The organism is Idiomarina sp. H2 (assembly GCF_004364275.1).
In the GTDB taxonomy this organism is placed as follows: Bacteria; Pseudomonadota; Gammaproteobacteria; order Enterobacterales; family Alteromonadaceae; genus Idiomarina; species Idiomarina loihiensis.
In genome coordinates, this window is the sequence record NZ_SNZY01000007.1 from 110,468 (window position 1) to 129,434 (window position 18,967).

General features: G+C 48.1%; 18 protein-coding genes and 1 other annotated feature. Of the genes, 10 read left to right on the forward strand and 8 right to left on the reverse strand.

Features of this window, described 5'->3' with window-relative positions:
* Nucleotides 1-48 precede the first annotated feature (48 nt).
* The gene (locus DET62_RS10375; RefSeq protein WP_243734997.1) at nucleotides 49-1,893 is read left to right on the forward strand and encodes a GGDEF domain-containing protein; all 1,845 of its coding nucleotides are present in this window, start codon (nucleotides 49-51) and stop codon (nucleotides 1,891-1,893) included.
* Here DET62_RS10375 and DET62_RS10380 read toward each other — a convergent pair.
* The 8 genes from DET62_RS10380 to DET62_RS10415 all read right to left on the reverse strand — a co-directional run bounded on the left by DET62_RS10380 (nucleotide 1,890) and on the right by DET62_RS10415 (nucleotide 9,455).
* Nucleotides 1,890-2,939: an agmatine deiminase family protein gene (locus DET62_RS10380; protein WP_110013849.1), complete on the reverse strand. Its 1,050-nt coding sequence runs from the start codon at nucleotides 2,937-2,939 to the stop codon at nucleotides 1,890-1,892. The two genes, DET62_RS10375 and DET62_RS10380, sit on opposite strands and share 4 nt — an antisense overlap.
* Nucleotides 2,940-3,800, reverse strand: coding sequence for a 23S rRNA pseudouridine(2605) synthase RluB (gene rluB / locus DET62_RS10385; RefSeq protein ID WP_011234979.1), 861 nt, complete (start codon nucleotides 3,798-3,800; stop codon nucleotides 2,940-2,942).
* Complete coding sequence (gene scpB / locus DET62_RS10390) at nucleotides 3,800-4,372, reverse strand: SMC-Scp complex subunit ScpB (RefSeq protein WP_011234980.1); 573 nt, start codon at nucleotides 4,370-4,372, stop codon at nucleotides 3,800-3,802. The genes rluB and scpB overlap by 1 nt, the downstream gene beginning before the upstream one ends.
* A complete protein-coding gene (locus DET62_RS10395; protein WP_110013850.1) occupies nucleotides 4,353-5,168 on the reverse strand; it encodes a ScpA family protein in 816 nt (271 codons plus the stop codon). The genes scpB and DET62_RS10395 overlap by 20 nt, the downstream gene beginning before the upstream one ends.
* A gap of 27 nt (nucleotides 5,169-5,195) precedes the next feature.
* Nucleotides 5,196-5,819, reverse strand: coding sequence for an L-threonylcarbamoyladenylate synthase (locus tag DET62_RS10400; protein ID WP_110013851.1), 624 nt, complete (start codon nucleotides 5,817-5,819; stop codon nucleotides 5,196-5,198).
* A gap of 18 nt (nucleotides 5,820-5,837) precedes the next feature.
* The gene (locus DET62_RS10405) at nucleotides 5,838-6,665 is read right to left on the reverse strand and encodes a PHP domain-containing protein (RefSeq protein WP_110013852.1); all 828 of its coding nucleotides are present in this window, start codon (nucleotides 6,663-6,665) and stop codon (nucleotides 5,838-5,840) included.
* Nucleotides 6,665-8,686, reverse strand: a complete 2,022-nt coding sequence (locus DET62_RS10410; protein ID WP_110013853.1) for an NADPH-dependent 2,4-dienoyl-CoA reductase — start codon at nucleotides 8,684-8,686, stop codon at nucleotides 6,665-6,667. Before DET62_RS10410 ends, DET62_RS10405 begins: the two co-directional genes overlap by 1 nt.
* 70 nt (nucleotides 8,687-8,756) lie before the next feature.
* Nucleotides 8,757-9,455, reverse strand: coding sequence for a hypothetical protein (locus tag DET62_RS10415; protein ID WP_243734991.1), 699 nt, complete (start codon nucleotides 9,453-9,455; stop codon nucleotides 8,757-8,759).
* A 122-nt stretch (nucleotides 9,456-9,577) separates the two neighbouring features.
* On the opposite strand from DET62_RS10415, the gene DET62_RS10420 reads away from it, so the two are divergent.
* From DET62_RS10420 to DET62_RS10460, 9 genes are all read left to right on the forward strand, one after another.
* The gene (locus DET62_RS10420; protein ID WP_110013854.1) at nucleotides 9,578-11,113 is read left to right on the forward strand and encodes a carboxypeptidase; all 1,536 of its coding nucleotides are present in this window, start codon (nucleotides 9,578-9,580) and stop codon (nucleotides 11,111-11,113) included.
* A gap of 115 nt (nucleotides 11,114-11,228) precedes the next feature.
* Nucleotides 11,229-11,333 (forward strand) — a sequence feature (Trp leader region).
* A gap of 52 nt (nucleotides 11,334-11,385) precedes the next feature.
* A complete protein-coding gene (locus DET62_RS10425) occupies nucleotides 11,386-12,984 on the forward strand; it encodes an anthranilate synthase component 1 (RefSeq protein ID WP_110013855.1) in 1,599 nt (532 codons plus the stop codon).
* Nucleotides 12,984-13,619: a gamma-glutamyl-gamma-aminobutyrate hydrolase family protein gene (locus DET62_RS10430; protein ID WP_110013856.1), complete on the forward strand. Its 636-nt coding sequence runs from the start codon at nucleotides 12,984-12,986 to the stop codon at nucleotides 13,617-13,619. The genes DET62_RS10425 and DET62_RS10430 overlap by 1 nt, the downstream gene beginning before the upstream one ends.
* Nucleotides 13,616-14,629, forward strand: a complete 1,014-nt coding sequence (gene trpD / locus DET62_RS10435; RefSeq protein ID WP_110013857.1) for an anthranilate phosphoribosyltransferase — start codon at nucleotides 13,616-13,618, stop codon at nucleotides 14,627-14,629. The genes DET62_RS10430 and trpD overlap by 4 nt, the downstream gene beginning before the upstream one ends.
* Entirely contained in the window at nucleotides 14,622-16,076 is a 1,455-nt protein-coding gene (gene trpCF, locus DET62_RS10440) for a bifunctional indole-3-glycerol-phosphate synthase TrpC/phosphoribosylanthranilate isomerase TrpF (RefSeq protein WP_110013858.1), read from the forward strand. Before trpD ends, trpCF begins: the two co-directional genes overlap by 8 nt.
* Entirely contained in the window at nucleotides 16,073-17,296 is a 1,224-nt protein-coding gene (trpB, locus tag DET62_RS10445) for a tryptophan synthase subunit beta (RefSeq protein WP_011234991.1), read from the forward strand. The genes trpCF and trpB overlap by 4 nt, the downstream gene beginning before the upstream one ends.
* Entirely contained in the window at nucleotides 17,293-18,102 is an 810-nt protein-coding gene (gene trpA / locus DET62_RS10450) for a tryptophan synthase subunit alpha (RefSeq protein ID WP_110013859.1), read from the forward strand. Before trpB ends, trpA begins: the two co-directional genes overlap by 4 nt.
* Nucleotides 18,103-18,122: 20 nt before the next feature.
* On the forward strand, nucleotides 18,123-18,665 hold the full coding sequence (locus DET62_RS10455; protein ID WP_110013860.1) for an inner membrane-spanning protein YciB: 543 nt from the start codon (nucleotides 18,123-18,125) through the stop codon (nucleotides 18,663-18,665).
* On the forward strand, nucleotides 18,665-18,967 hold the full coding sequence (locus tag DET62_RS10460; RefSeq protein WP_110013861.1) for a YciI family protein: 303 nt from the start codon (nucleotides 18,665-18,667) through the stop codon (nucleotides 18,965-18,967). The genes DET62_RS10455 and DET62_RS10460 overlap by 1 nt, the downstream gene beginning before the upstream one ends.

Genomic DNA, 18,967 nt, shown 5'->3' on the forward strand with positions numbered 1-18,967 from the left:
GAGTAAAATGGCTTGATATTCAACAATTTTGCAACAGAAAGAGCCATTTTGTTCCTAAAAATTCAGAGCCTTTTATTTATCACTTTACTCGCTGTCACTTCATTAGTTTCAGCTCAGGAGTGGCAGCAGCAACGTGTTGATGCCAGCAGTAATCCAGATGCCTGGATAAAAAAGACTTCTGAATTAATAGAACAGTACGATAACCAGCGCCAGTTTGAAGAACTGGCAATGGCTTACGCACTGCAAGTTGAAGCCTACCGATATTCCGGTCATGAAAGTAAAGCACATGCAGCTATAGATGAAGGCTTACGCTTTGCTGAATTGGCCAACTCAAAAATTGCAAAAACTCTGTTGAGAATTAACCAAACATGGTATTTCTTACAAAGAGGTCAGCTTCGCCAGGCCAACACCAGCATTACCTATGCAATAGAAAACGCTAAGGCTTCAGGTAATAAAGATTTACAGATAGAAGCAGACATACTTCATGCGCAAGTGATGCAGAATACAGGGGATATAGCCCATGCACTGCAGACTCTGGAAAAGCTCAATCGTAATGCCTACACGGCACACCCCAGGTTGCAGGTAGAGTTTCACGCTTTAATTGGTTCTATTTATCTCGATGTTGGCGCAAACGATATTGGCTTAGAACACATTCAGGATGCACTCGACATCAGCAGAGAACATTTAGGTCAATGGGATGTTTCTGTACTCGAGTACAATTTAGCCACTGGTTATCAAGCCGCCGGAAATGATGAAAAAGCCAGACAGCATTTCGAGACGGCTTTAGAAATCAGTAAAGAAATTAAAGATGACCTTGGCGTCGCTTACGCCCTCTTCCAAATGGCCTCAATTGATATCGAAAACGAAAGTTATCAACAGGGTTTAGAACGCCTAAATCAAGCTATGCCGCAATTTAAGTCAGCCGGAGCTCATCCTATGGAAGCACAAAGCCGGCTAGCCATGGTTTCGGCTTATTTAGGTACCAACGAACTTGAAAAAGCGCTAGCTCAACTAGAAGCCGCCAGTTCGGTTATTAACACATTAGCTGATAATCAATTATATCAGACCCTGAATGAGCGCTGGTCTGAGTATTATCAGAGTAAAGAAAATTACAAGGCTGCTCTGGAGCGTTACAAAACTTCTGTCAATTATATGCAGAAAGTGCAGGAGCAAACTCAGGATAAACAAGTACAAGAAATTATGGTGCGCCTGGAAATTAAAGAGCAGGAGACCACCAATGAATTACTTAAAAAAGAAAATCAGTTGCAGCAGTTAGAACTGCAGGAGCAGCAAACCTCCTATTACCTGCTGGTGTGGATTATTATTTCAGGCCTTTTGGTGGTTATTATTGTTTCGGCTTTTCTGTATCAGCAATGGCGGGCTCGTAAAAACTTCGCCGAACTGGCATTAAAAGACGATTTAACTAACGCGCCGAATCGACGTGCCATTGTCCGTATATGCAAAAAAGGTCTGGAGCAAGCTCGCGAACAACAACGTCAGTTAGCACTGGCCGTTGTCGACTTCGATTACTTTAAGGCAATAAATGATCAGTTCGGTCACGACGTTGGTGACCGCGTATTACAACGTTTTGCAGAAGTTGCCAAACTCAGCCTGCGTGATCAAGACAACTTCGGTCGCCTGGGAGGCGAAGAATGGCTGTTGGTCTTTTTCGATGTCAGTAAAGAGGACGCGAAAAACATCTTCGAGCGCATTACCAAGGAAATGAACAGCAAGCCCATTAGCGGTTTGCCGGAAGATTACCGCATTACCTTCAGTATGGGCTTTACTAACGCTCACCCGGAAGATAGTTTTGACTCTCTTTATAAACGTGCGGATGACGTTTTGTTCGAAGCTAAGGATAAAGGCCGGGAACGCCTAATCATCACTGATTAAAGCTTACCTGTCTTAAATTTAGGCAAGTTATGACTGATACAATGCAAACCACCGCCCCCTAAAACAAATTCGCGAGCATCAATGGCAATAACCTTTCGCTCCGGAAGAGCTTCGCGAACAGTCCGCACGGCTTGAGCGTCTGTGGTTAACCCAAATTGAGGTACCACAACCAGTTTACTCGTTTGCAAAACATTCACATAACTGCACAGTAAAGGCAGTTCAACGGTACGTTTTAAGCTTGACGATGTAAGCTCCACCCCCGCTCTTTCTTCACGAGCTGGCAGTTGTGGAGGCGGCAAAGGTAAAGGAATGGTTTGAATGTAAGCAGGCAGTTTATCCAGTAGTTTTTTAAGCGCCTGGCAGGTTTTATAATCCGGATGCGCTGTATTATCAGTGGCAGCATACAACACAGTATTTGCGTCAACGAATAACGCCATATTATCAATATGCCCGCCCGTTTCATCAGCAACCAATCCACCATCAAAAAAGTGCAAACGTTGCCCGGGCAACAACTGACCTAATAACGACTTTATCTGCGGCTCTGTCATTGCCGGGTTTCGCTGCTTAATACAGGCCAGACCAATTAGCCAGTCACCCTGGCCGTTGTGCGTAAAAGCACCGCCTTCAGCAATAAGCAGGCTATTTGTTACTGGACACATGAAGCGAGAGCACAGGCTTTGACTAAAGGCTTTATCAGCAGCAATAACATTCTGGACACCACCCCAGCCATCAAAATCAAAAGACAATGCCGCCAACTGACCGTCGCTATTTAACTGCCACAGTGGTGTAGTATCGCGTAGCCAGATATCGTCATAATCCAGCTCTATGCGCTGAACGGATTTAAGTGCCTCGGATACACTGTCGCTTATGCTCGCAGGAACAACGAGCGAAACCGGCGTGTTATCAGGCAATTGTTTTATTAGCTTTATGAGAGCGTCTCGAGCTGGATCCGCATGCTTACGCCAGACATCACTCCGGTATGGCCAGGCCAGCAACAAGCGCTGGTTTTCCATAAAATCAGGTAACCAGCGGGCAGTAGTGGTCACTTACTTACCCCGTCGTTTACTCTGTTTTTTATCCAGTCTGTGGCGGGCGGTGGCTTTACGAATTTTCGCAAAACGACGCTGTTTAGACTCTTCATGACGAGGGTCGAGAAACGACTCTTTTTCCGCCGGTAAGTTAACCTGAGCTCTTAACGCATTCACCTGAGGCAATGACATTTCCGCCCAGCCACCTTGCGGTAAACCGGGTTCCAGAGGAATATCGCCATAGCGAACACGGATAAGACGACTGACCTGCACTTCCTGCGACTCCCACAAGCGGCGAACTTCACGATTACGCCCTTCACTGATGGTCACGTGGAACCAGCGGTTCATGCCATCACCACCGGCAGGCTTTATGCTATTGAAATGCGCAGGGCCATCTTCCAGTTGCACACCTTTTCTCAGGCGTTGCATCATGGCTTCATCCACGTCACCAAACACCCGTACCGCGTATTCACGTTCAACCTGCTGGCTGGGGTGCATCAGGCGATTAGCAAGCTCACCGTCGGTAGTAAATAACAACAGACCCGAGGTATTCACGTCAAGCCGCCCCACAGCGACCCAACGCGCACCACTCATTCTTGGCAAGCGGTCATAAACGGTCGGCCGTCCCTCCGGATCCTTGCGCGTACACAATTCACCCTCGGGCTTGTGGTAAATCAGAACTCGGCAAATGACCTCTTCTTCAGGTTTAATCTGAACTTCGTGGCCATCAATGCGTACTTTTGCGTCGGCATCAATACGCTCACCCAATTGTGCTACTTTGCCGTTCACACGAATTCGGCCGGCTGAAATTTTTGTTTCAATTTCGCGGCGCGAACCATGTCCAGATCGGGCTAAAACCTTTTGTAATTTCTCGGTCATTACGAATCATCTCTCTCGTTAGTCGCTGTCTCAGCGGTACGTTCATCATCTTCATTAAGTGTGTCGATATCAGGTAATTCTGATAAGTCACTTAAATTAAAATCATCTAAAAAATCGTTAGTGCTGGCATAAAGCTGAGGTCTTCCCGGCACTTCTTTGTGCCCTACAACCTTAACCCAGCCTCGTTCCTGCAGTGTCTTCATTATTTGGCTACTGACACTTACACCGCGTATTTGTTCAATTTCACCACGCGTAATGGGCTGCCGGTAAACAATTAATGCCAAAGTTTCCAGCAAAGCGTTTGAGTAACGAGGCGGTTTTTCCTGCCAAAGCCCGGCTAACCTCTGACCCAGCTCGGCCCGGGTTTGAAAACGGTAGCCGGAAGCCACTTTTACCAACTCAATACCACGTTCCTGATAGTCTGACTGCAACTCTTTAAGTTGCTGCCTTATGGCCGCCAGCGAGGCCTCGCCTTCATTCAGCAACAGCTGATACAGCTGCTCAGCCGATAACGGCTGCGGATGCGCAAACAAGGCCGCTTCAATAAGTTGTTTAAGCTGTAACGGATTCATCTTGATTGTGCTGTCTCAAACTCAGGCGAATATCACTCATTGGCTCTACTTGTGACAATTCTACCATTGATTCTTTCACAAGTTCCAAAATTGCTAAAAAACTGACCACAGCTCCGGCGCGACCTTCTTTTCGAGTAAAGAGCTGGCTAAAAGAAACGTACTTTTTATGGCTCAACAACTCCAGTACCTGACTCATCCGCGCTCGTGTCGATAGTTGCTCGCGCTTTATCTGGTGGTGAGCTTTTAACTCCACTTGCTGTAACACTCGACTAAAAGCAAGAGTTAAGTCTTCAAGAGTCACTTCCGGAGGTGCAGCTGTTAACCACTCGCGTGCATTACTGCCGACTTCACTCAATAACATGTCCCGCCCCACCTGCGGTTGCTGATCAATATATTCAGCACCCTGGCGTATCGCTTCGTATTCCTGCAGACGCCGTATGAGCTCCGCTCTAGGGTCTTCTTCCTCATCCTCTTCCTGAGGCGGTTTCGGCAACAGCAAACGGCTTTTTATTTCGGCAAGAATGGCCGCCATCACTAAATAATCGGCGGCAAGCTCCAGCTTCAGCTCTTGCATCATATCCACATACTCAACGTATTGCCGGGTAATAGCCAGAATAGGCATGTCCACAATATCGAGCTTTTGTTTGCGAATTAAATACAACAAAAGATCCATCGGACCACTGAAAGTGTCGAGTATAACTTCCAGCGCATCCGGCGGTATATAGAGGTCTTCAGGCTTTTCTATAACCGGTTCGCCGCGAACAAAGCCTAAAGGCAGTGACTGTTGTTCCGCCATAATTAAACCGAGTGCCTGTTTAAATGACTAAAAATCAAAAGGCTCTACGTCTCCGGAACCTTCGCGACGAATGGTCGGTGCTCCCTCAGATAAGTCCACAACCGTGGTTGGTTCTTCACCTTTATGGCCGCCATCAATAATTAAATCCACCAGCTTTTCCAGCTTATCCCGAATCTCTTCCGGATCAGATTCAGCCAGCATTCCTTCGCCAAGGATCAAGCTGGTCGACATTAATGGCTCATTTAACTCTTCCAGCAGAGCCATCGCAATACGATTGGTCGGAACCCGTATACCGATAGTTTTACGTTTGGGGTTTAACAGCCGCTTGGGAACCTCTTTCGTTCCTTTCAGAATAAAAGTGTAAGGTCCGGGAGTGTTATTTTTCAGCAACCGAAAGGCATCGTTATCAACCCGCGCATAAGTCGCAAGCTCAGATAAATCACGGCACATTAGAGTAAAGTTGTGCTCTTTGTCTATTTCACGGATCTGACAAATACGGTCAGCCGCTGCTTTATCACCAATTTGACAACCAATGGCATAACCCGAGTCGGTAGGATAAACCACCACCCCACTTTTACGAATAATTTGAACCGACTGCTGAATTAAACGTGCTTGAGGATTTTCCGGATGAATTTCAAAATATTGACTCATAATATCACCTCAATCCTTCTACTGTGACCAATGCTCCCATATTGGCACACAGTCCGCTGGCAGACAAAGATTTTTACCCAATTCGCGCCAATTCCCCGGATAGTGAAAATCCGACCCCTGCGAGGCTAACAGGCCATATTCCTGGCTCATTTTCGCCAGGGCATCACGGTGACCGGGAGACTGCTGACACAAACTGACTTCCATGGCATCGAGCCCCCACTCTTTACCCTGTATTAAAAGCTTGCGCAGCCATTTATTCGACATTTTGTAACCGTGAGGATGCGCCAGTACCGCCTTCCCCCCGGCGCTGTGGATGGCTTCTATCGCGGTGGAAATATCGCACCATTCGGGATTGACATAGGCGCTGTTACCTTTGCCAATATAGCGATCGAAAGCTTTTTGTGGGTTACTGACGATACCTTTCCGTACCATAGCGTCAGCAATGTGCTTACGTGTTGGCAACCCCTCCGTTTGGCATTCTTCTGCCGATAAACTGACACCGCGCTGGTATAACTTTTCCAACATCGCATCGAATCTATCATAGCGACGTTGCTGTTGTTGACTCAGCAAAGCCTTTAAAGGTTCCGCCCTAGGGTCGATATTAAGTCCAACAATATGAATTTCAAAGCTGTGCCAGCGACAACTAATTTCGACACCGTTCACCAGCTCAATCGGCAAGTTATCATGTTCGATGAGACTACTCGCTTCTGCCAGCCCGTCAACGCAATCATGATCGGTTATCGCCAGTACATCGACGTTTTGCTCGCAGGCGCGCATCACAAGCTCTGAAACTGACAAAGAGCCATCAGAACAGGTGCTGTGACAATGTAAGTCGTAAACTGGCATTAAATCTCCGCCGCCAGTTCTGTACCCTGACGAATCGCGCGTTTAGCGTCGAGTTCAGCAGCAACATCAGCGCCACCAATTAGGTGCACAGTCTGGCCGGCCGACTGCAACGCGTCGTGCAAGGAGCGTTGCGGTACCTGCCCCGCACAAATAATAACGTTATCAACTTCCAGCAATTGTTTTTCACCTTCACGTTCTATTTCAATACCTTCTGGCACAATACGATGATAGGTCACCCCATTCCACATATTCACAGACTTACTTTTTAGTTCGTTACGATGAACCCAGCCAGAGGTTTTACCTAACCCTTTACCGACTTTGCTCTCTTTTCGCTGAAGCAACCAAACCTGGCGCAGACTTTGCTCTGGCTGCTGCGGTTTCAGACCGCCGCGATCACTGTAGCTTTTATCAATACCCCAACGCTCTGACCATTCTGGTTCATCCAGTGTTAGTGACTTTTCGGTGGTCAGGTATTCAGAGACATCAAAACCAATACCACCGGCACCAATCACAGCCACTTTTTTACCCACAGCTTTGTGATCACGTAAAACATCTAAGTAACCCAGCACATGCGGCAAATCAACACCCGGAATATCAACCTGACGAGGACTGACGCCGGTTGCCAGAACCACATCATCGTATTTTTCTGCCAGCAACCCTTCGCAAGTCTGCTCTTTTCCAAGCTTCAAATTAACCCCAGTGTCTTCAATGCGGTACTTAAAGTAGCGCAGGGTTTCATAAAACTCTTCTTTACCCGGAATCTGTTTAGCGTAGTTAAACTGACCGCCAATTTCTTCGGACTTGTCGTACAAATCGACCTGATGACCGCGCTCTGCAGCATTACAGGCAAAGGCTAACCCTGCCGGGCCAGAACCGATGACCGCAATGCGCTTTTTCTGCGCCGCTGGCTTCATTACCAGTTCCTGCTCAAAGCAGGCTCTGGGGTTAACTAAGCATGACGCCCTTTTATTTTCGAACACATGATCCAGACAAGCCTGATTACAGGCAATACAGGTATTAATGCGTTCAGACTGACCTTGTTCTGCCTTTTTCACAAACTCAGGATCAGCCAGTAGCGGTCGCGCCATGGACACCATATCCGCCTGGTTGCTTTCTAAAATATGCTCGGCAATTTCCGGCGTATTGATACGGTTAACGGCAACCACAGGAACCGATAACTCCCGGCGCACGCGCTCAGTTATCCAACTAAAGGCGCCACGTGGTACCGAGGTGACAATGGTTGGTACCCGGGCTTCGTGCCAACCAATACCTGTATTAATAATAGTAACGCCTGCTTGCTCCAGCAGTTTACCTAGTTGCAGAACTTCATCCAGCTGATGACCGTCTTCAACTAAGTCCAGCATCGACAAACGGAAAATAATAATCGATTTTTCACCCACAGCCGCGCGCACAGCTTTGACAATTTCCAGTGGAAAACGCATACGATTTTCGAAGCTGCCGCCCCAGTTATCATCACGCTTATTTGTTCTTGGACACAAAAACTGGTTAATTAAATAACCTTCCGAGCCCATGATTTCCACACCATCATAGCCAGCCTTCTGCGCCAGCTTTGCGCCGCGGGCATAATGCTTGATGGTGTTTTTAATCTGGCGCTCCGACATGGCTTTTGGCTTGAACGGGTTTATCGGGGCTTTTATGGCGCTGGGAGCCAAAGAAAACGGATGATAACTGTAACGCCCGGCATGCAAAAGCTGCAGGCATATTTTACTGCCATATTTGTGAACGGCGTCGGTTACCTGACGATGTTTTCCCACGTGCCAGGGCTTGGACATTTCACTGCCAAAAGGCGCCAGACGCCCACGAAAGTTAGGGCTGATACCGCCGGTGACAATAAGACCGACACCACCTTTGGCGCGCTCTTCATAAAAGCTGGCTAATTTACTAAAGCCATTTTTTTCTTCTTCCAGGCCTGTATGCATTGAGCCCATTAAGACTCGGTTCTTCAATGTCGTAAAACCAAGGTCCAGGGGTTTCAGTAAATTTGGATATGATTTTTCCACGCCAACCTCTTATTTTAAACGGGTGTTTAATTTTTCCTAACTTTACTGCTTAAACCCGTTTAACTCAAGCTCAGAACGCCATGGCTTCACGCAATAAAAACCGCGAAAGCGCCATGCTATCTACTTGTACGTTCGGGTTTCCATTGCGCACTTGTTTCGAAACCTGCTCAAAAATCGGCCACAGCAGCTCCTGTACCTGATCATTGGCGTCTTGCATTGACTGCAGGTCTTTCAATTTAAGCTGGTCAACATGCACACTTAAAATTGGCTCACCTTTATCAAATAAGTTAATGGTAACGTCTTCCATTAACCACTCATCAACCCGCCAGTTTAAAGGCACCGAATTCACCTTTTGAACTTTAACACCACTCATTTGCTTTAGAAATTCATGCAAGTTTGAGCGCCCGGTATCATAATATGCGACAGTTAACTGAGCGCCGGACATCTCAATTTTAGAAATATCCACACGGCTGCTACCAAGTGCCTGCCAGTCACCGGTTAGCATTAATTGCTTAGCAAGCAGAAGTTGATTTTCAGGCTCCGACAAGGCTTTGACCCGGGTCGCAAAACGAACATTACTTGCGGTCAGACCATCCGTCAGTGAGTTAACCTCAAGCTCGCCAACTTCCAGATCGGCATTTAACTGCTCCGAGGCCATTGCCTGCAACCCCTCTTTCATCGCATCAGACAAATTCTGAGCCGCAACGGAGAAGCTCAGCAGGGGTAAGAACAACCAAAAAGCCGCCCGCGTTATAGTTGTAAATTTCATTGATGACCTCATTCAAATAGGTTCCAGTCGCAGGAATAAACCCAATAATCGCATAACCTTTGACTCTTTAAAGTAATTATTTGTTAATCTGAGGCAAGATTATAAAAACGGAGAACAATCTTATGCACAAGAGTCTCGCTTTAGTTGCCTCTTTATCTTTAATGGGCTGCTCAATCGTTTCTGCCCCTGTTACTGCAGAAGAAGCCCCGAATAACCATAAACGCATGCTTCCGGTAGACACCGAAGTCGTTACTGAGCACAGCGTAGAAATTAAAGGCGAAACTGTAGATTACACTGCCACCGCCGGTACTCAGCCAGTGTGGGATGATGAGGGTAATCCGACCGCATCACTATTTTACACCTATTATGAACGTCAGGATGTTGATAACCGCGAATCTCGTCCGATTGTATACTCCTTTAACGGTGGCCCGGGTTCGGCATCGGTCTGGATGCACATTGCTTACACTGGTCCAAAAGTGCTAAACCTGAGCGATGAAGGTTACCCGGTTCAGCCTTATGGCGTGCAGGACAACCCGCACTCAATTCTTGATGTTGCTGACATTGTTTTCATTAACCCGGTTAACACCGGCTATTCGCGCGTACTGCCAAATGAAGAAGGTGAAATGCCTTCGCGTGCAGAACAAAAAGAGAAATTTTTCGGCGTAAACTCCGACGTTAAATATCTGGCGGAGTGGATGAATACCTTTACCTCGCGCATGAATCGCTGGCAGTCACCTAAGTACTTAATTGGCGAAAGCTATGGTACAACACGAGTTTCAGGTCTTGCACTAGAACTTCAGAATAGCCAGTGGATGTATTTGAACGGTGTTGTTTTGGTTTCACCAACCGATATAGGCATTGACCGTGACGGACCGGTAAAACAAGCGAACCAATTACCTTACTTTGCAGCCGCCGCCTGGTATCACGACGCACTGCCAGAAGCTTTACAAAGTAAAGATTTAGACGAGTTATTGCCTGAAGTGGAGCGTTTCACTTTGGATCAATACCTACCTGCATTAGCCAAAGGCGCCATGCTTACGGAAAGCGAGCGTGAGCAAATGGCTGAGCAAGTGGCGAAATACTCGGGGTTATCTAAGCAGGCTGTACTGGATAACAACCTGGCACCGAGCACCTGGTATTTCTGGAAAGAGTTACTGCGTGACCGCGACCGCACCATTGGCCGTTTAGACTCGCGCTACCTTGGCCTTGATGAAAAGCGCGCCGGGGACCGTCCTGACTTTAACGCCGAACTGACTTCATGGTTACACTCGTTCACACCGGCGATTAACTACTACCTGCGTGAAGAATTAAATTTTGTGACCGACATTAAATACAACATGTTTGGCCCAGTTCACCCGTGGGATCGCACCAACAACAACACAGGTAAACAACTGCGCCAGGCCATGGCACAAAACCCTTACCTGAACGTGTTAGTACAGTCAGGTTACTTTGACGGTGCAACCAACTATTTTGACGCGAAGTACACAACCTGGCATTTGGATCCAAGTACTCAAATGACTGATCGCATTGACTTTAAAGGTTACCGTAGCGGTCATATGATGTATCTGCGCCGTGCGGACCTGGAGAAGGCGAATGATGATTTACGCGAGTTTATTCGTAAGTCTGATTCAAAAGGCAAACCGGCAGAATATAAATAGAAAGTATAGACTGAAAGAAAAACAACTATTGACAGGCTTTCGCGCAAGCGTTAGTTTGTCAGCATTAAATTGAATTAAGAGAGCTATACAACTTATGTTTTTACGCACAACAACACAGCATTGGTGGTGGCACTTCCCAAACGAGCGGGTGGTGTAGTTGTGCGTGTAACGTAAATAGCTTCACTTTGAGAAACCCGCTCCTTTGAGCGGGTTTTTTATTGCCGTTTCACTGGAGCAGGTTTGAACAACAACAAGAGAATACGAGGTCTGAGGTGAAAAACCTGACAACTGAACAAAACGGCAATTTAGAAACACTACGAGTGTCGCTGCCTTATCAGGCGGAGCCACTAAAAGTATTTCAGAATACTTGCAGCACACAAGGTGAACATTTACTGCTGGACTCAGCCGATATCGGCACCAAGCAACAGGTAAAGAGCCTGCTACTGATTGATGCAGCGTTACGAATTACCTGTAACGACCAACAAGTCACTATTATTGCCCTCACCGATAACGGTGCTGTTCTGCTCAGCTGGATTGAAGAGCAACTCAAAGATAGTGCCGCCATTGAAAGAACGCCTGAACAACTCGGGTTAACTTTCAGTGCAGCAAATACACCGATTGACGAAGACTCCCGTTTACGTCAAATCAGTAACATGGAGCCGCTGCGAGTACTCCAACAAAAGCTCAATAAAGCCAACAACACAGCAAAACAGCATCCGTTTTCGGTTTTCCTCGGTGGTGCTTTTGCCTATGACTTCGTCGCCAGCTACGAGCAACTACCGCAAGTTGATGAAGGCGAAAACAACTGCCCTGACTATGTCTTTTACCTGGCGGAAACCTTGCTAATTATTGATCACCAACAGCAGACCACGGAGCTGCTTGGCAGCGTGTTCAGCGGTGAGAGCCACGACCAACGTTATCAGACTATAAGCCAGCGTGTTGGAGAATTGGCCGCACGTTGTCAATTGCCGGTAATAAAACCTCAGCCGCAGCCGGTTGATGTGCAAGTAACAGCCACGCCCTCAGCAGAAGAATTTGCAGGTATTGTGACCCGATTAAAAGAGAACATTGTCGCGGGCGATATTTTTCAAGTGGTACCGTCCCGACGTTTTAAAATGCCATGCCCTGACCCGTTAGCCGCTTACCAGCAATTGAAAAAGAATAACCCCTCACCCTATATGTTTTTTATGAGTCACCCGGATTTTTGTCTGTTCGGTGCTTCACCTGAATCCGCACTAAAATATCAGCAGGAGACCAATCAGGTAGAACTTTACCCTATTGCCGGTACTCGCCCGCGCGGTAAGAGCGCCGACGGCAGCATTAACCCTGATCTCGACAGCCGCATGGAACTGGAACTGCGGCTTGACCAAAAAGAACTGGCAGAGCATTTAATGCTGGTTGATTTAGCCCGCAACGATTTAGCCCGTATTAGCGAAACCGGCACCCGGTACGTTGCCGATCTACTTCAGGTTGACCGTTATTCTCATGTGATGCATTTGGTATCACGCGTAGTAGCAAAACTACGAAACGGTTGCGATGCCCTTCACGCTTACCGTGCCTGCATGAACATGGGGACTCTGGTTGGTGCGCCGAAGGTAAGCGCTGCAACGCTTATTCGTCAGGTTGAAAAGCAACGCCGCGGCAGCTACGGCGGCGCTGTTGGGTATCTGGCCGGGAATGGCGACATGGATACCTGTATTGTTATTCGCTCCGCTTTCGTTAAAAACAACCAAGCCATAGTGCAAGCAGGTGCTGGCGTAGTACATGACTCAGACCCGACCAGCGAAGTAACCGAAACCGAAAACAAAGCTAAGGCCGTTATTCTGGCAATTCAGCAGGCTCACACTTTACCTGACCAGGAGGCGGTATAATGACTCAGTCAGCTCGTATCGTACTGATAGATAACGTCGACTCGTTCTCGTACAACCTGGTGGATGAGTTGCGTCAGTTAGGCTTTCCGCTGGTCGTTTATCGTAACCAGCTGGCCGCAGCCGATGTGATTGAACAGCTGGAAAGTTACAGTGGCCCTCAATTGGTCTGCCTCTCACCCGGCCCCGGGCACCCAGCAAACGCAGGCAACTTAATGGAAGTGATCCGATACTGCAGTGGTCGCATACCCATGCTGGGTATTTGCCTCGGCTTTCAGGCGCTCATTGAACACGCCGGTGGCCGCGTGGATACCTGTGGTGAGATTGTTCATGGTAAAACCGCAAAAATAGACACCGCGCCACACCCGGTGTTTGTCAGCGCGACAGACAACAACCAATGCGTTGTGGCTCGTTACCACTCGCTTAGCGGTTATGACCTGCCCTCCACAGTGAGCATAATTGCCAGTTTGGATGGCCCTGACGGTAGTATTCCTATGGCTGCTGAATTCTTCGGTAAAGAAGAAAACAACACCAATGCCATTGGTTTTCAGTTTCACCCTGAATCGCTTCTAACGCCAAAGGGAAAACAATTACTTAGCAACAGTATTCAGTATTTACTAACAGGAGCAAAGCCATGAAAGCCCTACAAACTCTGATGTCTGGTGAGTCTCTGACACAAGATCAAACCCGTGAGTTTTTCCAGCGCTTAATTAAAGGCGAGCTCAACGACATTCAGGTATCCGCCGCACTTATCGCCATGAAAATGCGGGGCGAGACCCCAGCCGAGTTAGCCGGTGCCGCTGAAGCCATATTATCCGCAGCGAAGCCATTCTTACGCCCGGACACCACAGTCATTGACAGTTGCGGTACCGGCGGCGATGGCAGTAATACCATCAATATTTCTACGACGGCGGCTTTAGTTGCCGCCAGTATGGGTCAGGCTGTGGCCAAACATGGTAATCGCAGTGTGTCTTCACGTTCGGGATCCGCTGATGTACTCGAAGCACTCAAACTTCGCGTTAATCTGGATCCGTCGGATGCCTCGACTCAGTTAGCCGATAATGGTTTTTGCTTTCTATTTGCTCCGCATTATCACCCCGGCATTAAGCATGCGATGCCGGTAAGACAAACGCTGAAAACACGCACCTTATTCAACCTGATTGGTCCTTTAGTTAACCCTGCGCGTCCTGATGCTCAACTGCTCGGTGTTTATAGCGAGGAATGGGTAAGGCCAATGGCTGAAACCCTGCAACGACTGGGGGTTAAACGTGCTATGGTCGTACACGGAAGTGGGCTGGATGAACTGGCTCTGCACGGGCCAACGCGAGTTATTGAACTGCGCAACGGCGAGCTCAATGACTACCATGTAACACCTAATGACTTTGGGGTTCCCAGCGCCCCGCTTGATGAACTGAAAGGTGGCGACGCTGACTTTAACGCTCGTATTCTGGAAGACATTCTTGCCGGAGGCGGCAGCCCGGCTCAGCGCCACTCGGTTGCAATGAACGTTGCCGCTTTGCTTTATTTAAGTGGACAATACAACGATATGAAAGCCGCAACCGCTGCAACGCTGGAGCATTTAGACACAGGCCAGCCACTCTTGCATTTACGTCGGGTGCAGGATGCTCAGGAGACCTATCATGTCTGACACCATTCGTTTAGAAAAGAACGTGCTGAAAACGATCGTTGAGCGCAAGGTTGAGCAGAACAAAACTCAGGCCGAGCTCATGCCCCTGAGTGAAATAAAGTCTCAGCTCAGACCCAGTGACCGTAGCTTATATGAAGCATTAAGCGGTGAGCAGGCAGGTTTTATTCTGGAGTGTAAAAAAGCCTCTCCTTCAAAAGGTTTAATTCGTGCTGACTTTGACGCACCGCAACTGGCAAAAAGCTACCAGCCTTATGCCGCAGCTATTTCCGTATTAACCGAGCCTGAGTTTTTTCAGGGGCGACTGGACTATCTGACAGCCGTGCGCCGGCAGGTTACCCAGCCGGTTTTATGCAAAGACTTTTTTATTGATGAAGAGCAAGTTTACCGCGCCCGCTACTTTGGTGCGGATGCTATTTTGCTTATGTTATCAGTCCTGGATGATGCGCAATATATCGCCCTGCGCGATATCGCTGAGTCACTTGCTATGGATGTACTCACCGAAGTTGCTAACGAAGAAGAAATGAAACGAGCCGCGAAACTGGACGCAAACATCATTGGCATTAACCATCGCGATTTAACAGACTTGAGTATTGATCCGAACCGTAGTGCGCAGTTAGCTCCGCTGGCTCCTCAAAATGCTTTACTCATTGCAGAGTCAGGTTTTTCCGAACACGCCGACATTCGCCGGGTTGCCCCTTTTGTTAACGGCTTTCTTATCGGCAGCGCATTGAGCGCCCAGCCGGACGTTGATTTAGCCTGCCGCAAACTGCTTTATGGACAAAATAAAGTTTGCGGCCTGACTCGCGCTGAAGATGCCATAAACGCACGTTCTCAGGGTGCGGTATTCGGGGGACTGATATTTGTTGAGCGTTCACCTCGTTGTGTGACACTAAAGCAGGCAAAGCAAATAACAACTGAAGCAAACGGACTTGAGTATGTTGGTGTTTTTGCTGATCAACCGTTAGAGAGCCTTATCGACACGGCAAAAAACGTCGGGCTCTCTGCTATTCAACTGCACGGCCATGAAGATATCGACTATGTTGTTCAATTACGTCAGCAATTGCGTCAGGCAGGTCTGGAAGCAGTAAAAATATGGAAAGCTTTAGCTATTGAAAGCCCGGCACAGTTGCCGGATCTTGCGGTTGATGCCTTTGTTCTGGATAACCGCGGTGGTGGCAGCGGCAAGGCTTTTAACTGGGAGTTGCTGGAACCATTAAGTACAGAGGAGCGTCAACGTTGTCTGTTAGCCGGAGGCATTGGCCCCGACAGTATTAGCAGTGCAATAGAGTTAGGCTTTGCCGGAGTGGACATTAACTCTCAAGCCGAATGGAAACCTGGCATTAAAAATAGCCAAAAAGTAGCTCAAACATTCACGAAAATCCGCCATTATGGTCGTTTTTCAGAAAAACATCTTTCAAATAAGAATACCCAACAGGAGGCTGTATGAGTCAGTCATTACCCGCTTATTTTGGCGATTTCGGCGGCCAGTTCGTTCCTGAGATCTTACTACCCGCACTAGAGCAGTTGGAACAGGCCTTTATAGAGGCACAACAGGACGATGACTTTCAGGCTGAATTTCGCGGATTGTTGAAAAACTACTTAGGCAGACCGACACCACTGAGTTTGTGCCGTAACCTGCCGCTGAACAGCCCGAATAAAACCAAAATTTATCTTAAACGTGAAGACTTACTTCATGGCGGCGCCCACAAAACCAACCAGGTGCTGGGACAAGCTTTGTTGGCTAAGCGCATGGGTAAGACGCGCATTATTGCTGAAACCGGTGCCGGACAGCATGGCACCGCAACAGCCCTGGCCTGCGCTTTGCTGGATCTGGAATGCATTATCTATATGGGCAAAAAAGACGTTGAGCGCCAGCAACCCAATGTCTTCCGTATGGAATTAATGGGCGCGAAAGTGGTACCTGTAGATACCGGCAGCGGTACGTTAAAAGATGCGGTCAACGAAGCTTTGCGTGACTGGACTGCAAGTTACCCCAACACCCATTATTTATTAGGGACAGCCGCGGGCGCACACCCTTTCCCGACTATAGTGCGTGAATTTCACCGTATGATTGGTGAAGAAGCTAAAGCCCAGATTATTGAGCAGGCGGGTCGCTTACCGGACGAAGTTATTGCCTGTGTCGGCGGCGGCTCCAACGCCATTGGTATGTTCGCCGACTTTATCGACGAGGAAGGTGTTGATTTAGTGGGTGTTGAGCCTGCGGGTAAGGGCGTGGAAACCAAGCAGCACGGCGCTACACTGGCTGCGGGTAAACCGGGAATTTTGCATGGTTGCCTGTCGTTTCTAATGCAGAACGACGAAGGACAAATTGAGGAGTCCTATTCAGTATCAGCCGGTCTGGACTACCCCGGCGTGGGCCCTCAACATGCGCATTTAAAAGCTATTGGTCGCGCGCGATACGAATCAGTAACCGATGAAGAAGCACTGGAAGCCTTTAAACTGCTCTCGCGCCATGAAGGTATTATTCCTGCGCTGGAACCGGCCCATGCGCTGGCTTACGCGCTCAAACGGGCCGCTGAGCCGGACGCTCCGGAAATATTATTACTTAACTTATCCGGCCGCGGCGATAAAGACATTGACCACGTACGTCGTATTTTTAGTGCTCAGGAAAATGCTGAAGTTAGCGCGAAAGGAGAACAAAAATGAGCCGGTATGAAAGCTGTTTCGCACAATTAAAAGCTAATAACCAGGGTGCCTTCGTTCCTTTTGTCACGCTTGGTGACCCAACTCCGGGGCAAAGTGTGGAAGTTATCAAGGCTCTTATTGATGGTGGCGCCGATGCGCTGGAACTCGGTCTGCCATTTTCAGACCCGGTTGCAGATGGCCCCATGATTCAGCGGGCAAATTTACGAGCCCTGGAGTCGGGAACAACCTTTAAGCATATTTTAGAGATTTTAAAAGAAGTTAGAGACTATTCACCACAGATCCCCATAGGTTTATTGGTTTACGCAAATTTGATCTACGCGAAAGGTGTTCGCAACTTTTACCAACAAATGAAAGATGCAGGCGTAGATTCAGTGCTTATTGCCGACGTTCCTACAAAAGAAGCTAAACGCTTCGCCGACATAGCCAAAGAAATTGGAATTGAAGCGGTGTTTATTGCGCCGCCAGATGCTAGTGATGCGCTGTTAGTTGATATCGCTAAACAATGTGCCGGCTATGTCTACCTACTGAGTCGATCCGGGGTTACCGGTGCTGATACACAAATGCAGGCCCCCGCTTCGGAACTGATTAACAAACTGAAAGAAGCCGGTGCACCGCCGACTTTACTTGGGTTTGGTATATCGCAGCCTGAACATGTTCAGCGGGCGCTTGCGGCAGGTGCCGACGGCGCTATTAGTGGCTCAGCTGTGGTTGCGCTTATCGAGAAAAACCTCGACAATAACGCGCAGCAAGTAGCGGACTTAAAGGCTTTTGTAAAAGCCATGAAAGCCGCAACCCAATTGTCGTAGAGTTGCCTCCGGAGTAGTTAATGGCCCTGTTGTTAGAATATTTACCCATAATCGCCTTTTTTGTGTTTTACAAACTAGCGGATATTTACGTTGCGACTGGCGTATTAATGGCCGGTACCGTATTACAGCTACTGGGTCTTAAACTCCTCAAGCAACCTATAACCACTCGCCACTGGGTCATCCTGGCGGTTGTTATGGTCTTTGGTGCCGTCACGCTGTTACTGCGCGACGACTGGTTCATTAAAATGAAAGTATCCGTCGTTTACGTGGCCATAGCGCTCATGCTTTTAGGCGGCTTAATATGGAAAAAGCGCAGCCCGATTCAGGCCATGATGGGTAAAGATATAAAGCTGCCAGATACCGCCTGGTTGCGCTTAACCTATGCCTGGATCATATTCTGCCTGGCACTGGCAGCAGTAAACCTCTACATTGCGGAATTCTGGAGCCAGGAGGCATGGGTTAATTTTAAAGTCTTTGGCATACTGGGTATTTCACTCGTATTCACAATTGGTACCGGATTCTATATGTACCATCACGCCATTGATGAGGAGACCCAGGACTAATGTGGTTTGTTATTTTCGCAGAAGACCATGAGAACTCTCTGGAAGGTCGTAAGCAGGCACGCCCTGCTCATCTTGAACGCTTAAAAGCGTTGCAAAATGACGGTCGCCTGCTCGTCGCAGGCCCCTGTCCGGCCATCGCGGAACTGGACCCGGGTGTGCTTGGTTTTACCGGCTCTGTGGTCATCGCTGAATTTGAGACTCTGGAAGAAGCAGAGCTATGGGCTAACGACGACCCCTACTGGCAAGCCGGTGTCTATAAAAAAGCAACGGTTAAGCCATTTAACGCCGTTTTACCGAACTAA

Bases quoted from the DNA above. Each gene is read 5' to 3' on its own strand.
- rluB (WP_011234979.1), bottom strand. From the start codon at position 3,800: ATGACCGAGAAATTACAAAAGGTTTTAGCCCGATCTGGACATGGTTCG.
- scpB (WP_011234980.1), bottom strand. From the start codon at position 4,372: ATGAATCCGTTACAGCTTAAACAACTTATTGAAGCGGCCTTGTTTGCG.
- DET62_RS10395 (WP_110013850.1), bottom strand. From the start codon at position 5,168: ATGGCGGAACAACAGTCACTGCCTTTAGGCTTTGTTCGCGGCGAACCG.
- DET62_RS10400 (WP_110013851.1), bottom strand. From the start codon at position 5,819: ATGAGTCAATATTTTGAAATTCATCCGGAAAATCCTCAAGCACGTTTA.
- DET62_RS10405 (WP_110013852.1), bottom strand. From the start codon at position 6,665: ATGCCAGTTTACGACTTACATTGTCACAGCACCTGTTCTGATGGCTCT.
- DET62_RS10415 (WP_243734991.1), bottom strand. From the start codon at position 9,455: ATGAAATTTACAACTATAACGCGGGCGGCTTTTTGGTTGTTCTTACCC.
- DET62_RS10420 (WP_110013854.1), top strand. From the start codon at position 9,578: ATGCACAAGAGTCTCGCTTTAGTTGCCTCTTTATCTTTAATGGGCTGC.
- DET62_RS10430 (WP_110013856.1), top strand. From the start codon at position 12,984: ATGACTCAGTCAGCTCGTATCGTACTGATAGATAACGTCGACTCGTTC.
- trpD (WP_110013857.1), top strand. From the start codon at position 13,616: ATGAAAGCCCTACAAACTCTGATGTCTGGTGAGTCTCTGACACAAGAT.
- trpCF (WP_110013858.1), top strand. From the start codon at position 14,622: ATGTCTGACACCATTCGTTTAGAAAAGAACGTGCTGAAAACGATCGTT.
- trpB (WP_011234991.1), top strand. From the start codon at position 16,073: ATGAGTCAGTCATTACCCGCTTATTTTGGCGATTTCGGCGGCCAGTTC.
- trpA (WP_110013859.1), top strand. From the start codon at position 17,293: ATGAGCCGGTATGAAAGCTGTTTCGCACAATTAAAAGCTAATAACCAG.
- DET62_RS10455 (WP_110013860.1), top strand. From the start codon at position 18,123: ATGGCCCTGTTGTTAGAATATTTACCCATAATCGCCTTTTTTGTGTTT.
- DET62_RS10460 (WP_110013861.1), top strand. From the start codon at position 18,665: ATGTGGTTTGTTATTTTCGCAGAAGACCATGAGAACTCTCTGGAAGGT.